General features: G+C 62.7%; 13 protein-coding genes and 1 other RNA gene. 5 read left to right on the top strand and 9 right to left on the bottom strand.

Annotated elements, in window-relative coordinates; genetic code table 11:
• Positions 1-3: 3 nt before the first annotated feature.
• Both IEW00_RS15525 and IEW00_RS15520 read right to left on the bottom strand, forming a co-directional pair.
• Positions 4-834 (bottom strand): TPM domain-containing protein, encoded by an 831-nt coding sequence (locus IEW00_RS15525; protein ID WP_188515337.1) that lies wholly within the window; start codon positions 832-834, stop codon positions 4-6.
• A gap of 56 nt (positions 835-890) precedes the next feature.
• Positions 891-1,481 carry a LemA family protein gene (locus IEW00_RS15520; protein ID WP_188515336.1) on the bottom strand — a complete coding sequence of 197 codons (591 nt, stop codon included), beginning with the start codon at positions 1,479-1,481 and terminating at the stop codon, positions 891-893.
• 163 nt (positions 1,482-1,644) lie between these two features.
• On the opposite strand from IEW00_RS15520, the gene mscL reads away from it, so the two are divergent.
• Positions 1,645-2,073: a large conductance mechanosensitive channel protein MscL gene (gene mscL / locus IEW00_RS15515; protein WP_188515335.1), complete on the top strand. Its 429-nt coding sequence runs from the start codon at positions 1,645-1,647 to the stop codon at positions 2,071-2,073.
• Positions 2,074-2,087: 14 nt separating this feature from the next.
• Positions 2,088-2,431: a transfer-messenger RNA gene (gene ssrA, locus IEW00_RS15510) on the top strand.
• A gap of 58 nt (positions 2,432-2,489) precedes the next feature.
• On the opposite strand, the gene IEW00_RS15505 is transcribed toward ssrA, so the two are convergent.
• The 4 genes from IEW00_RS15505 to IEW00_RS15490 form a co-directional block, all read right to left on the bottom strand.
• Entirely contained in the window at positions 2,490-2,717 is a 228-nt protein-coding gene (locus IEW00_RS15505; RefSeq protein WP_188515334.1) for a hypothetical protein, read from the bottom strand.
• A gap of 93 nt (positions 2,718-2,810) precedes the next feature.
• Complete coding sequence (locus IEW00_RS15500) at positions 2,811-4,061, bottom strand: N-succinylarginine dihydrolase (RefSeq protein ID WP_188515333.1); 1,251 nt, start codon at positions 4,059-4,061, stop codon at positions 2,811-2,813.
• 212 nt (positions 4,062-4,273) lie between these two features.
• Positions 4,274-5,284 carry an arginine N-succinyltransferase gene (astA, locus tag IEW00_RS15495; RefSeq protein ID WP_188515332.1) on the bottom strand — a complete coding sequence of 337 codons (1,011 nt, stop codon included), beginning with the start codon at positions 5,282-5,284 and terminating at the stop codon, positions 4,274-4,276.
• The gene (locus IEW00_RS15490) at positions 5,281-6,501 is read right to left on the bottom strand and encodes a hydrolase (protein WP_229737082.1); all 1,221 of its coding nucleotides are present in this window, start codon (positions 6,499-6,501) and stop codon (positions 5,281-5,283) included. The genes astA and IEW00_RS15490 overlap by 4 nt, the downstream gene beginning before the upstream one ends.
• A gap of 170 nt (positions 6,502-6,671) precedes the next feature.
• Between IEW00_RS15490 and IEW00_RS15485 the strand changes: the two genes are divergently transcribed.
• On the top strand, positions 6,672-8,774 hold the full coding sequence (locus IEW00_RS15485) for a malate synthase G (protein WP_188515330.1): 2,103 nt from the start codon (positions 6,672-6,674) through the stop codon (positions 8,772-8,774).
• A 107-nt stretch (positions 8,775-8,881) separates the two neighbouring features.
• Here IEW00_RS15485 and IEW00_RS15480 read toward each other — a convergent pair whose 3' ends face one another.
• From IEW00_RS15480 to IEW00_RS15470, 3 genes are all read right to left on the bottom strand, one after another.
• Positions 8,882-9,715, bottom strand: coding sequence for an alpha/beta fold hydrolase (locus IEW00_RS15480; RefSeq protein ID WP_188515329.1), 834 nt, complete (start codon positions 9,713-9,715; stop codon positions 8,882-8,884).
• Between the two features lie 187 nt (positions 9,716-9,902).
• Complete coding sequence (locus tag IEW00_RS15475; RefSeq protein WP_188515328.1) at positions 9,903-11,609, bottom strand: PHA/PHB synthase family protein; 1,707 nt, start codon at positions 11,607-11,609, stop codon at positions 9,903-9,905.
• A 101-nt stretch (positions 11,610-11,710) separates the two neighbouring features.
• On the bottom strand, positions 11,711-11,998 hold the full coding sequence (locus tag IEW00_RS15470; protein WP_188515327.1) for a 4a-hydroxytetrahydrobiopterin dehydratase: 288 nt from the start codon (positions 11,996-11,998) through the stop codon (positions 11,711-11,713).
• 48 nt (positions 11,999-12,046) lie between these two features.
• Here IEW00_RS15470 and ccmA point away from each other — a divergent pair, with 48 nt between their 5' ends.
• A complete protein-coding gene (gene ccmA / locus IEW00_RS15465; protein ID WP_188515326.1) occupies positions 12,047-12,694 on the top strand; it encodes a heme ABC exporter ATP-binding protein CcmA in 648 nt (215 codons plus the stop codon).
• Positions 12,691-13,362, top strand: coding sequence for a heme exporter protein CcmB (locus IEW00_RS15460; protein ID WP_188515325.1), 672 nt, complete (start codon positions 12,691-12,693; stop codon positions 13,360-13,362). Before ccmA ends, IEW00_RS15460 begins: the two co-directional genes overlap by 4 nt.
• Positions 13,363-13,409: the final 47 nt, after the last annotated feature.

The raw sequence follows: 13,409 nt of genomic DNA, 5'->3' as shown, positions 1-13,409 counted from the left end.
ACCTCACCAGCCTCCCGACGAGCCGCCGCCGCCGAAGCCGCCGCCACCACCGCCAAAGCCGCCGCCACCGCCAAAGCCGCCACCACCGCCAAAGCCGCCACCGCCGCCACGTCCGGAGTTGTTCAATGCCGACCCGATCAGCAAGCCCCAGGTGACGACATCGCCAACCCCCGATCGCCCATAGCGCTTGCCTTTGCCAGCACTGCTCAGCGCGGGGATGATGAAGAAGAACAGGATGATCGCGGCCCAGAACAGAAACACGCCGATGCCGCCACCGCGCTTGCTGGTGCGTGCCTCCTGGGCAACATCGGAGGCAAACGCGCGGGCCTCGTCGTCGGGCAGGGTCAACTGGGTGATAATCGCATCGGCCCCGGCGGCGATACCGCCAGCGTAATCAGAGTCGCGAAACTGCGGCAAAATGTCCTGCTGGATGATCACTGCCGACAGCGCGTCGGTCATGATGCCCTCGAGCCCATAGCCGACCTCGATCCGCACCTTGCGCTCGTTGGGCGCGACGATCAGCAGCGTACCGTTGTCCTTTTCGGCATCGCCATCGGCGGCTTGGCCAATGCCCCATTCGCGGCCAAGCTGATAGCCGTATTCCTCGATCTCATAACCCTGCAGATCGGGGAGCGTGACGACCACCAGCTGGCGGGTTGACTGCTTCTCGAGCGCTTCCAGCTTGGCAGACAGCGCCGCCTCCTGCGCCGGGTTGAGCAGATTGGCGTTATCAACCACGCGCCCGGTCAGCTTGGGGAAGGTCTGCGCGTGCGCAGCCGTCCCCATCACAGCTGTCCCTATCGCTGCCGCAACAAGCAGCAGCGCCAGGGCCATGACGAATTTGCGCCAGAGGTGCGGTAATGCGGTATCCAGTGTCACTGTTGGTAATTTCACGCGCCGAAATCGACCTGGGGAGCCTCGTTGGCGCCTTCGCTCGTCGCCTTGAACGGCACCATCGGCTTGGCGCCGTGGATCAGGTTCGCGCCGATCGAATCGGGGAAGGTGCGGATGGTGGTGTTATACTGGCGCACCGCCTCGTTGTAGTCGCGCCGGGCAACCGTGATGCGGTTTTCGGTGCCTTCTAGCTGGCTCATCAGCACGGTGTAGTTTTGCTGGCTCTTCAGGTCCGGATAGGCTTCGACCACGGTGCGCAACTGGCCCAGCGCCTGGGTCAACTGATTTTGCGCCTGGTTGAACCTTTCGAAGGTTTCAGGATCGGACAGGTCATCCGTGGTGATATTGATCGCGGTGGCGTTGGCACGTGCCTGCGTCACCTGAGTCAGGATCCGTTCTTCGGATGCTGCACCGGCCTTCACCGTCGATACGAGATTGGGCACCAGATCGGCGCGGCGCTGATACTGGTTTTCCACATCACCCCACTTCGCCTTGGCGTTTTCCTCGGCAGTTGGCACCGAATTGATGCCGCAGGCGGCGAGCGAAAGCGTGGCCAGTGCCAGCAAGGCATAACGGGTGATACGCATAAGACTGTGATCCCTCCAGATGATGACGCGTGACCGTAATATCGTGTTAATACGGCAAGCCTGCAAGCCCCGGGTTTTACAAATCGTGCCGGCAAAGTCACTCGACATCGTGATGTCCTTGGCGATTATAGGGGCATAACGCGAGGGCAAAAAGGGGAAACACGTGCTAACAGAGTTCAAGGCGTTCATCGCACGCGGCAATGTGCTCGATCTGGCGGTGGCAGTGATCATCGGCGCGGCGTTCGCAACCATCACCACCTCGCTCACCCAGGACATCATCATGCCGGTGGCCGGCGCGGTCTTCGGCGGCGCGGATTTCTCCAGTTACTTCGTCATGCTGGGCCCGGTGCCCGAAGGCTATACAGGATCGCTCGAAAACTATGCCGAACTCAAGGAAGCCGGCGTGGCGCTGTTTGGCTATGGCCAGTTCGTCACCGTGGTGATCAACTTTCTCATCCTCGCCTTCATCATTTTCCTGATCGTGCGCAGCGCCAACAAGATGATCAAGAAGGAAGAAGAGGCTCCTGCAGCGCCCAAGGGACCGAGCGAGGTCGATCTGCTGATTGAAATTCGTGACCTGTTGAAGAAGTGACCTTTTGCAGGCGCTCACTTCCCATTCAGGATTTGATCGCTATATGGGTCTTTGCCGGTTCGTCCGGCTATGACGATAAACTGCGGCGTGCAATAGGCACAGCGGACCCGGGGGCGGTACCCGGCGGCTCCACCATGAACCCCGTGAAAGCGGGGCTTTTGACGGGGCCGAACTAGGATCGACGTGTGTTGAAAGACGTTGTTTTCGTCCGGGCTGAGTAACCCGTTAAAGGCTCAAACACGATAAGTGCCAATGACAATGACGCACTCGCCCTCGCTGCATAATTCAGCGGCCTAACGGCCAAGAATTATAAAGCCTGAGCGCGGTTGAACCCACCGGGCAACAGAAGCGGAGTTCAGCGGTTTGGAGAGCACCGGGCAACAGAAGCTCTCCACCTTTCCCGTCAGATAGCGCGATCACTCTGGGCCGTAGGCCTTCTGGTAGTCGATCGCGTCGAGCATCTTGGCGCCAGCCATGAAGACCGCGCCTGTGCAGGCGACGAACAGCAGCCAGCCGCCAAATCCGGGATATTGATCGAGATAGAGCTTGCCGCGTTCGCATGCCCCCAGCGCCAGCGCATAGGTGATCAGGTACACCTCGAACTTGGTCTTGATCACGAACAGGCGCCGGATTTTTTCAAACATGGTCAGACCTCCGCAAGCCCCGTGCCAAGGGCGGTTTCCTGCGGGGTATCATGGTGAAGATGGGGTTAACTTGTAAAGCCTGCCGACAGGGCTTCAGGTAAGTTCCTGCAATTCCAGCGCCTCTAGCAGGGCATTCCGCGCAACGCGGACGGTATCGGCAAAAGCAGGGTCAGCCAGATGCGATGGTGCGATACGCTCCGGCCAGTGGCGCGCAATCACCCGTTCCAGGATATCCAGCCGCTCAAGCGTCGCGATAAAGCGCGGATCGACGGTCGCGGGGTCGGCCACCACACGCAGCCTGAGGCACGCCGGCCCGCCACCATTGGCCATCGACTGGCGGACATTGACCGGGACCAATTGCCGGATCGGACCGTTGCCCGCGACCATTGCCTCGAGCCATTGCCATACCGTTGGCACCTCCTGCGATTCGCTGGGCAACACCAGCGCATGGCCGCCTTGCGGAAGGCTCACCAGCTGCGCATTGAACAGATAGCTCTTGATCGCATCGGCCAGAGATACCGCGCTCGCGTGCACCTCGACGATCTGCACTGCCTGGAAAGCGGCGCGGATTGCAGCGTAGGTTCCGTCACGGTCCGCGAATGCCTGTTCATGGGTGAACAACACGGTCTCGTTGGCGACAGCGACGACATCATTGTGGAACGCGCCAGCGGCGATAGCGGTTTCGCTCTGCTGGATGAAAAGCGTGCGCTCGGGCGCGAGGCCATGCCGCCGTGCGATTGCTTTGCCCGCCTCGATATGCTGGCGTGCAGGGAAGGGGCCGCCTGCCTTGCCGTAAACGAAAATCTCGACGCCTGCGCTGCCATGGCCATCGCACAGCCGCATGTGGTTCGCGGCGCCCTCGTCGCCGAACGGGGCAGGCACCGGGCCGTGTACCGCAAAATGCCGCGTGTCGGCGAAGGCGAGCTGCAACTGGGCCAGCGTACCCGTCCACTCATGGCTGCGGTGCGGCATGGTGACGAGGTTGGCGACCGTCAGGTGGCAGCGGCTATCGGCTGTATCTGGGGCAGGGGAGACGGTCGCAGCGTTCGCCGCCCACATCGCTGATGCCGAATACGCCGCAGCGCGCATATGCGGCTCGGCGTTCGCCAGATCACCGCCCAGGCTTTCCAGCCAGCCCGTGTTGGGCCGGTCGAGAGGCAGCAGGAACCCCTGCACCAGGCCCAACGCCATGTTCGCGCGCATCTTGGCAACCCCCTGCAGCGCCGCCGCGCGCGGCTCGCTCACCGCGCCTGCATTGCTCGCAGAGGCAATGTTGCCCAGACTCAGCCCCGCATAATTGTGGCTGGGTCCGATGATCCCGTCGAAGTTGATTTCGGTCAGCATGGCGTCTTTCCAAACAAGCCTTCTCCCTTGATGGGAGAAGGATACGAAGCCTTGCCAGTCCTGAGCTTGTCGAAGGACCGGCTAGGCGCAGTTGGATGAGGGTGATGGCGGCGAGTTGTCGCTTGGCTTGCGCATCACCCTCACCCAGCTCCGACTAATTCGCTGCGCTCATAAGTCTGCGCAACCCTCTCCCATCGAGGGAGAGGGAGAAATCACCGCGCAATCCAACGAACCGCATTGCCCGATTGTACACCCAACAGCCCCACAGCCTTGGCGTCGAGCGCTATTGTGTCGCCCTCATCCCCCACATGTCCGTACGCGCAGCGGAAGTCCGCCAGCCGGCCTGTCGCCACCAGCGAGAGCGTTCCGCCGTCAGTCGTTCCGCCCAGCACCGCATCGCGCGAGTTGCGGATGGTGTGGACCTGGTTGGTACGCGCGGTCATCGTCGGGCCGCCATCGAAGATATCGACGTAGTTCTCGTACCCGAAGCCTTCGTTTTCCAGCATTCGCATCGCCGCTCTGCCGCTGACATTGGGGCGTCCCAGCACATGCCGCGCGGCATCGGAAAGCATCGCGACATACACCGGATGCTTGGGCATCAGATCGGCGATGAACTGGTTGCCGCGCAGCGCATTGAAGGTGTCGGCCTCATCGAAGCTCATCCCGAAGAAGCGCCCAGCGATGCTGTCCCAGAACGGCGAATCGCCTGCCTCGTCGATCACCCCGCGCAGTTCGGCGATGATCCGGTCGGTGAACCGTGCACGGTGCATCGCGATGAACAGATAGCGGCTGCGTGCAAGCAGCAGGCCCAGCCCTCCGGCGCGCTCGCCGGGATGGAGGAACAGCCCGCCAACTTCACACGATCCTTCCAGATCGGTCACCAGGCTCAGGATTTCAGCGCGGAATGTCTGGCCAAGCTCGGAGCTGTGCTGGGTCAGCGTGCTGAGGCGATAGGAATAGAACGGCCATTTCTGACCGACCCGGGTGAGCAATTGGCAGGTGCCGCGGATTTCTCGCGTCTCGGTATTCTCGAGCACCAGCACGAACAGTTCGTCCTGTAGGCTGTCCTCGGTACGCGCAAAGGCCTCGGTCGAACGGACAATCTTCGATTCGAGCGACGTGCGGTCGGCTGGCAGATTGGTGAATCCACCCCCGGTGAGCTTGGCCATCTCATAGATCGGCTGCAGATCGTCGGGTTTCGCCGCCCGGATGACAAAGCTCATAAACCCCTCTTTTCGGCCAGCCGCAATATGGTGAGCGCCGAGAGCTGCGCACGTTCGGCCAAGCTGTCGGTGATCAGGAATTCGTCTGTGCTGTGGATCGCGCCGCCGCGTACCCCCATGGTATCGACCACCGGAATGCCGCAGGCCGCGATGTTGTTGCCATCGCACACCCCGCCGGTGCCGCGCCAGCTGATCTCGAGCCCCAATGCTGCGCCGCAGGCCTTGACCAGCCCGAACAATTTGTGCGCACCGGTGTCGATCGGCTTGGGTGGGCGACCAAAGCTGCCGTGACGGTGCAGCGAAACATCGTGCTCGCGGGCGACGACATCACACAGCCGTTGTAACTCGGCATCGGCAAACGCCTGCATCTCAAGGCTTTGCGGGCGGAAGTTGACGCGTAGAATTGCGTGATCGGGCACGATGTTGTTGGCGCTGCCGCCATCTATCTTAGCCGGATTGACCGACAGTCCATCGCGGGTCAGTGCCTTTAGCCGCACTGCCAGATCAGCGGCGGCGACCAGCGCGTTGCGCCCGTCCTGAGGGTTTCGCCCGGCATGCGCCGAGCGGCCGGTGACGATGACCGAGAAATTGCCCGATCCGCCGCGCTCGCCCGCCAGCGTGCCATCTGGAAGCGCGGGCTCATAGGTCAGCGCGGCGACTTTGCCTCTGGCCAGTTCCGCGATCAGCGCGGCGGACGATCCCGATCCGACCTCCTCGTCGCTATTGATCATCACGTCATAGCCGATTAACGCTGCGAGCGGCGATGTCTCGACCGCGCGCAGCGCCGCCAGCATCACCGCAATCCCGCCCTTCATGTCGGCAACGCCGGGGCCGTTCAGCACGCCGGGTTCGAGCCAGGTCAGGGTCTGGAAGGCGGTATCGACGGGAAACACCGTATCCATATGCCCGGTGAGCAGCAGCCGCAGCGGTGCATCGGGGCGAACGCTGACCACAAGATGCTGTCCGCGCTTGATCGCATCGATGCTGCCATCGGTCCGCACTGCATCGACCGGCGCAGGATCGACCAGCCGCACGTCGCCGGGGAGTGCCGCAAAGGCTTCGGCAAGCAGCGTGGCGGTCCGCGCCAATCCGTCGAGATTGCCCGATCCGCTGTTGATCGCCGCCCATAACTCGACCTGGCTCAGCATTGCGGACTGGTCGATCGTATCGAGGACATCGCGTTCGGATGCGGTGAGGCTGGCAAGGCTCGTCGTCATCCGCCATGCCATAGCCCGGTTGGTCGCATGCCGCCACCCGTTGTGGGCAAAGCGGATTTACTTTGGCGCCTTGCCTTGCCATAGCCGGTGCTTCATTCCTCCCCGGAAATACTCTGAATTTCCCTGCGCGCTGCGCGCGGGGGGTTCGTATCAAGCAAAGAGGACCGGGAATGAGCGACTATATCCAGACCAACGGCATCAGCATCGATTCCGCGCTGCACGGCTTTGTCACTGAGTCGGTGCTGGCCCCGCTTGCGCTCGACGCCGACCGCTTCTGGGCGGATTTCGCCGCGCTGCTCGATCGATTTGCGCCGGTTAACCGCCAGATGCTCGCCAAGCGCGAGGACCTGCAGGCCAAGATCGATGACTGGCACCGGGTGCGCAAGGGCCAGCCGATGAACGCGATGGAGTATCGCACCTTCCTGTACGACATCGGTTATCTGGTGACCGAGCCGCAGCCGTTCAGCATCGGCACCCAGGACGTCGATCCCGAGATCGCGACGATGGCAGGTCCCCAGCTGGTTGTGCCTTCGCTCAACGACAGGTTCGTGCTCAACGCCGCCAACGCGCGCTGGGGGAGCCTGTACGACGCATATTACGGTACCGACGCGCTCGATGCCGCGCCCGCGCAGCCCGGCGGCTATGACGCGGTGCGCGGCGCTGCGGTGGTCAAGGCGGCCAAGGCGTTTCTGGATGACGCGGTGCCGCTCGCGGACGGCAGCTGGGCGGACTTTACCGGCGGGGCGCCTGCGCTTGCCGATCCCGCACAGATTGTCGGCACCAATGGCGCCAACCTGCTGCTGCGCCACAACGGGCTGCACATCGAGATCGTCATCAATCCCGCCAGCCCGATCGGCAAGGACGATCCGGCCGGGATCGCCGATGTTCTGCTCGAGGCGGCACTTACCACGATTGTGGACATGGAAGATTCGGTCGCCGCGGTCGATGCCGAGGACAAGACCAACGCCTACACCAACTGGCTGGGGCTGATGCGTGGCGACCTCGAAGCCAGCTTCCCCAAGGGCGGCAAGACGATGACCCGCGCGCTTGAGCCGGATCGTGACTACACCGCGCCCGATGGCACTGCGCTCACTTTGCCGGGCCGCAGCGTGCTGTTCGTGCGCAATGTCGGGCATCTGATGACCAATCCCGCAGTGCTGCTCGCCGATGGGTCAGAAGCGCCCGAAGGCATTCTCGATGCGGTGTTCACCAGCGCGATCGGCTGCCACGATATCAAGGGGCTGGGCCGGTACCGCAACAGCCGCGCTGGATCGATCTACATCGTCAAGCCCAAGATGCACGGGCCCGAAGAGTGCGCATTCACCAACGACCTGTTCGATGCGGTCGAGGACATGCTGGGCCTTGCGCGCTACACCATCAAGGTCGGCGTGATGGACGAGGAGCGGCGGACATCGGCCAACCTGGCCGCGTGCATCCATGCGGTGCGGAACCGGATCGTGTTCATCAACACCGGCTTCCTCGATCGCACCGGCGACGAGATCCACACCTCGATGCAGGCAGGCGCGATGGTCCGCAAGGGCGACATGAAGACCTCGGACTGGATCAAGTCCTACGAGGCGCGTAACGTTGGTATCGGGCTCCAATGCGGGCTCGATGGCAAGGCGCAGATCGGCAAGGGCATGTGGGCCGCGCCCGACATGATGGCCGACATGATGGAACAGAAGATCGGCCATCCGCTGACCGGCGCGAACACCGCCTGGGTGCCATCGCCCACCGCCGCGACGCTGCACGCGATGCATTACCACAAGGTCGATGTCTTTGCCCGCCGCGCCGAGATCGCCACCCAGCCGGTGCCGAACCTTGATCCGCTGCTGAGCATCCCGCTCGCCGCCGGGCAGAACTGGTCGCCCGAAGACATCCGCGCCGAGCTCGACAACAACGCGCAGGGGATTCTGGGCTATGTCGTGCGCTGGATCGATCAGGGCATTGGCTGCTCCAAGGTACCCGACATCCACGACATCGGCCTGATGGAAGACCGCGCCACGTTGCGCATCGCCAGCCAGGCTCTGGCCAACTGGCTGCTCCACGGGGTGTGCACCGTAGAGGAAGTCGATGCGGCATTGCTGCGGATGGCGGCCAAGGTCGATGCGCAGAACGCTGGTGACCCGCTGTATCACCCGATGGCGAGCGATCCCGAGGGCTCACTCGCGTTCCAGGCTGCGCGCGATCTGGTGTTCAAGGGGATCGACCAGCCCAGCGGCTATACCGAGCCTTTGCTGCATGCATACCGGCAGCGGGTGAAGGCGGGCTGAGGCTCATGCACTCACAACCTGTTCTCCGGCGAAAGCCGGAATCCAGGGGTCAGATTGCGTTGTAGTCGCCTCTGGATTCCGGCTTTCGCCGGAAAACGAATTTGTGTTTACGCTTCCACCGCATCCAGATGTTCGCGGATCGCGTCCAGGCTTTCCTCCAGATGGCTGAGCATGAACAGATGCCCGCCATCGTCGATGATCTTGAGCTCCGAATTGCGGATCAGCGTCTTGAGGATCTGGCCGTTGATCGGAGGCACGATCTGATCGTCGCCGCCCATCAGGATCAATGTCGGCTTGTTCATGAACGGCAGGAATGGTGCGCTGGTCCAGCCGATCATCGCGAGCAGCTGATAGAAATAGCCCATCTTGGAGGGCGGGGTGATGCGGCCGGTGTGGCCGGTCGCGCCGTCGGTCGAACCGCCGTAGAGCGTCGCGAAATGCTTTTCCATATAGCTGGGGTCGATATAGCGGCGCGGGTCGGCCATCTTGCTGAGCGCGGCGATATTGCCGGGAACCATCAGCATACCTGCGGTCGTCGCGGCGAGCACAAGCCGGTTGACACTGCCCGGGTGCTGCAGGGCAAAGTGCTGCGCCATCGCGCCGCCCCAGCTGACCCCCATCACATCGACCGTCTTGATCTCGAACTGCTGAAGCAGCAGCCACGCGCAGCGCGCCATCAGGAAGGCGTTATAGGGTACCTTGGGATCTGGCGATCCGCCGACACCGGGCATGTCGAAGGTAATGAACGGCCGCTCCTCCATCATCTCGGCAAACGGCGCGACCGCTTCCATGTTCGCCCCGATGCCGTTGAAGAACAGCAATGGCGGCTTGGTCAGCCCTTCGTCAAAGCGCCACCGAGCCACGCGCAGGGTGCGGCCATCGGCCACCTCCATGGTGATCTCGGGGCCGCTAGCGGCGGTTGGCTTGGGTTTGCTGGCCAAAAGGGAATTCCTGTCGGTTGGATGGTATTGTACTCAAATCCTACCCGATCCGGGGAGGGGGGCCGTGACACGGCGGAGGCAAAGCGCCCTTGTACGGCGCCTGAAAAAGCACATCGTACCGCTTCCCCTCCGTCATAGCTACATCATGCCACCTTCCCGTTCCGGGAGAGGATTTTATTTGCATGCTTCATTCCAGTACATACAGACCCGGCGCAGGTTCCAGCGCGCGGTTTTTCTTGCTGCCGGTGCTTGAAGGCGCAGCCATCTTGTCGCCCGAGCGCGCCTGCAGCCATTCCATCCAATACGGCCACCAGCTGCCCTTGACCTCCTCGGCCTTGGCCAGCCACGCATCGACGTCCGCAGGGGTCTTGCCTGCCTTGGTCGGGGTATTGCCCTTCATGCGGAAATACTTGGCCTTGGGGTTGGTCGGCGGGTTGAGGATCGCCTGCATATGCCCCGATTGCGAGAGCACGAAATCGACGTTCTTCGATCCGAACAATTGCGTCGAGCGATAGCACGCGCGCCATGGGGTGATGTGATCGGTCACCCCGCCCAGGATGAACAGGTCGTTGGTCACCTTCGACAGATCGATCTTGTGATCGACCATCTCGACCTCGCCGTGCTTGGTGAAGGCGAGCGTCTCGAAGATCGTCAGGAAGTCGCCCATCAGGCTCGCCGATAGGTTGGTGGCATCCGCATTCCAGAACAACACGTCGAACGCCGGCGGGTCCTCGCCCATCAGATAGTTGTTGATGACATAGTTCCAGATCAGGTCGTTGGGGCGCAGCCAGGCAAAGCCGCGCGAAAGATCACTGCCCTTGATCACGCCCTTTTTCGCCGCGCGCTGCTTGGCGAGCGCCAGGCCGTTGTCGCTCATCAGCGATCCGGCCTCGATATCGGTCTGCTTGGGGTGGAGCACGCACACCATCAATGTCACCGCGCCGATGCGGTCATCGCCCGATGCCTTGAGCTTGGAGAGCAGCATCGCCAGCGTCTGCCCGCCCGAGCAGCCACCCGAAACATTGACCTTCTTCGAACCCGTGATCTCGCACACCACGTCGATCGCGCGGGTACAGGCGGCGATGTAATCCGCCATCGCCCAAGCCCCATGCTCCTTTTGCGGGTTGCGCCACGAGATGACGAAGGTCTGGATGCCGTTGTCGAGCTGCCACTTGACCACCGATTTTTCTGGCGACAGATCGTTGATGTACATCTTGTTGATCTGCGGCGGGATGGTCAGCTGCGGGATCGCGTGGACCTCGTCGGTCGTCGGCGCATAATGCACCAGCTCCATGATCTCGTCGCGATAGACGACATTGCCCTTCGACGTCGCGACGTTCTCGCCCAGCGTGAACGGCTTCTTGTCGACCTGGCTGACCATGCCGTCGTTATAGACCATGTCGTTATAGGCGTTTTTCAGCCCCTTGAGCAGCGACAGGCCGCCTGAATCGACGATCCGCTTTTGCGCCATCGGATTGCCCATAAGGGTGTTGGTCGGCGCCAGCGCATCGATGATGATCGCCGAGATGAAGTTGGCGCGGTCACGCTCGAGAGCGTCGAGCTCGAGCTCGTCGATCCAGGTCTTCATGCCCTTTTGCACGGCCAGGTAATATTGCGCGCCAGCCTTGAAGAACGGGTTGAACTGCCAGGCCGGGTCCATGAAGCGCTTGTCCTTGGGATCAGGCGACAGCTGCGACTGGCCCATCATGATCTTGACGACGTCTTCCGAGAACATCTGGGCGTGGCGCATGGTGCGGGCCGGATCGCTCGCGGTTTCGCGGAGCAACAGCCCGATCGCTCCGACAAAGTCCTCTCTTGCCAGCCCCATCAATGGCCCCAGCGCGGTCGTCGACTGCGCGGCCTCATCGACCAGATTCGGGGTGTCGTCTGCCATAAGCTTGCTCTCCAGAATGCCTCGCCGCCCCGTTCATGCAGGGTCGGTCTGGCAGGCATCGTATAGAGAGCAGGCGGCCTGCACAATGGCCGCCGAAGGGGTCAGATCAGCGCGTCGATCTCGGTCGCCAGGTCGATATCGCGCTGCGAAAGCCCACCGGCATCGTGCGTGGTGAGCAGGATTTCGACGCGGTTGTAGACATTCGACCATTCAGGGTGATGATCGGCTTTCTCGGCAAGAATCGCGACCCGCGTCATGAAGCCGAACGCCTCGACGAAATCGGTGAAGCTGAACGTGCGGGTGATCCCGTCGCGGAGCGGCTCGTGGTTCCATTCGGTCAGCGCGGACAAGGCGGTGGTGCGCTCGATATCGGTGAGTTTGGTTACCATGAAGGTCTCCTCTTGGCAGCGGGCGGCAAATGCGCCATCCGGGAGCAGATGGCGCAAGATGCTGCACAAACCAAGGATTTTGATGGCGAAGCGGCGCTGGAATGCACCGGCCTTGCCTGCGTGCGCGGCGGCCGGATGCTGTTTGCCGGGGTGTCGTTCGCATTGAATCCCGGCGAGGCGTTGCATGTCACCGGGCCCAACGGCATGGGCAAGTCCAGCCTGATCCGTGTGCTCGGCGGGCTATTATCGGCATATGCAGGGACGGTCGAAGTCAAAGGCCGCATGGCGCTGGCTGACGAACGTGTTGCGCTCGATCAGGGCCAGCCGTTAGCGCGCGCGTTGGCGCATTGGGCGCATATTGATGGCACCGCGCTTGCCGACATCACCCGGGCACTTGCAGCCGTAGATCTCGCGCATCTCGCCGATGTGCCGGTGCGGTTTCTATCGACCGGGCAGCGCAAGCGCGCGTTGCTGGCGCGGATTCAGCTTTCGCGCGCGGCGGTGTGGCTGCTCGATGAGCCCGCCAACGGTCTCGATACCGCATCGATCGAGCGGCTAGGTGCAATGATCGCAGATCACCGGGCAGGCGGGGGCATCGTGCTCGCCGCCTCGCACCAGCCGCTGCCGATGCACGGCGCAAAGGTGCTGGCGCTCGCCGATTTCGTCGGCAAAGAAATGCTGGAAGACGCCGAATGATCGCAGCCCTGCTGACGCTGATTCGGCGCGAGCTGATGCTGGCCTTTGGTCTGGGCGGCGGCGCGCGCGGGTCTTCCGGCTTCATCATGCCGATCATCTTCTTCCTCGCGGTGGCGACGATCTATCCGTTTGCGGTCGGTCCCGACGCGCAGTTGCTGGGCCGTACCGGCGGCGGGGTGATCTGGGTTGCGGCGTTGCTTGCGAGCATCCTGCCGATCGACCGGCTGGTGCAGGCCGATGTCGATCAGGGGATGATCGACCAGTATGTCGTGCGCGGGATATCCGAAGAGCTGATCGCGCTCGCCAAGACCATCGGCCACTGGCTCAGCTTCGGCCCGCCGCTGATGCTCGCGGCGGTGATCTCGGCAGGGTTGCTGGGGCAGACATCCGAGCAGTTGATGATCGTCGAGATCGGCCTTGCTTTCGCGACACCGGCGCTCGCTGCCTTGGGCGTGATGATCGCCTCGCTTACCGCCGGCTTGCGCCATGGTGCGGCGCTGGGCGGATTGCTCCTGCTGCCGCTGGCGGTGCCGCTGCTGATCTTCGGGGCGGGCAGTCTTGCGCCCGGCAGCCAGAACGGGTTGATGCTGCTGGGCGCGGCCAGTCTGTTGCTCACCGTGATCTGTCCGATCGCCGCAGGTGCCGCGATCCGCGCCGGGCGCGAGTAACGGGGTTTTTGTTGCCGCGTTTTCCGAGCCGTTGACCGGAAAACGGT

The organism is Blastomonas aquatica (genome assembly GCF_014639875.1).
GTDB lineage: Bacteria > Pseudomonadota > Alphaproteobacteria > Sphingomonadales > Sphingomonadaceae > Blastomonas > Blastomonas aquatica.
This window is presented reverse-complemented; position numbering and strand designations above follow the sequence as displayed.